This is a genomic window from Haematospirillum sp. H1815, assembly GCF_012102705.1.
Lineage (GTDB): Bacteria > Pseudomonadota > Alphaproteobacteria > Rhodospirillales > Rhodospirillaceae > Haematospirillum.
In genome coordinates this window covers 1-1,283 of sequence record NZ_JAAVTA010000024.1, presented here as the reverse complement: position 1 = coordinate 1,283, position 1,283 = coordinate 1, and the positions used below count along the sequence as shown (strand labels likewise).

At 63.5% G+C, this 1,283-nt stretch carries 1 protein-coding gene; it reads left to right on the top strand.

The features are described from left to right. Positions 1-1,283, top strand: a 1,283-nt coding sequence (locus HEQ60_RS10430; RefSeq protein ID WP_168071617.1) for a HAMP domain-containing methyl-accepting chemotaxis protein, incomplete at both ends; no start/stop codon positions are given.

Below are 1,283 nucleotides of genomic sequence, written 5' to 3'. Positions count from 1 at the left end.
GCCCAGACGCCCACCATCACGCGGGAGGTGGTGACGGCTTCCGATGGTGGCCACACGGAGCTGATGACGTTTGTTCCGGTCAGTGACCTCCCCGGGGTGGAATGGTTCCTGGTGGTCAGCGTGGACGAGGACAAGGCTTTTGCCCAGCTGGCGGATTTCCGGATTTCGGCCCTTGTTGCGGCGCTTCTCGGCGCCCTTCTGATGATCGTGATCCTGCGCCAGACGTTGAACGTGCTGGTGGCCCGCCCGGTCCTTGAAATGACCGGCGCCATGAAGGATCTGGCGTCCGGAAACCTGGAGGTGCAAATCCCCGGCGACGGGCGTGACGACGAAATCGGCGCCATGGCCCATGCGGTGGCCGTGTTCCGCGACAACGCGCTGGAACGCCGCCGTCTGGAGGCCGAGCAGGCCGAGGCCCGCCGCGCGGCCGAAGCCCGTACCATCAAGGTCGACAAGCTGATCTCGGCCTTCAGCGGCGACATGAACACCGTGCTGGGCACGGTCACATCCGCCGCCACAGAACTGGAAGCCACCGCTGGTGCCCTGTCGGGAACCGCCGACCGTTCCGCCCGCGATGCCACCACCGCTGCGGCCGCGACCGAAGAAGCCTCTGTCAACGTCCAGGGGGTGGCCCATGCCACCGAGGAACTGGCGGCTTCCATCAACGAAATCGCGACACGGGTTGAAAATTCACGCCTGATCGCCGAACGGGCCTCGGATTCCGCCCACCGGACCAACCAGACCGTGCAGTCCCTGGTCGAGGCCACCCAGAAAATCAGCCAGATTGTGAACCTGATCAACGACATCGCCAGCCAGACCAACCTGCTGGCCCTGAACGCCACCATCGAAGCCGCACGCGCCGGGGAAGCCGGCAAGGGCTTTGCCGTGGTCGCCAACGAAGTGAAAAGTCTGGCCGGACAAACCAGTCGTGCCACCGACGAAATCGGCTCCCAGATCCAGGCCATCCAGACCGTCTCCGATCATGTGGCCACCGCCATCGCCGATATCGCCAAGGTGATCGAGGAAATCAACAACATCACCGGCGATATTTCCACCGCCATCGACCAGCAAGGCGCCGCAACCCGCGAAATCGCCCGTAACGTCGCCGAAGCCGCTGCCGGCACCAACGAAGTCTCCCAAAGCGTCATCAACGTCACAAACGGCGCCCGCGAAACCGGAGACAACGCCAGCCAGGTCCTCGCCGCCGCCGGTGAACTCTCAAGACAATCCGAAATGCTCAAAAACCGCGTCGACGAATTCTTCCACAGCATACGAAGTGTGTA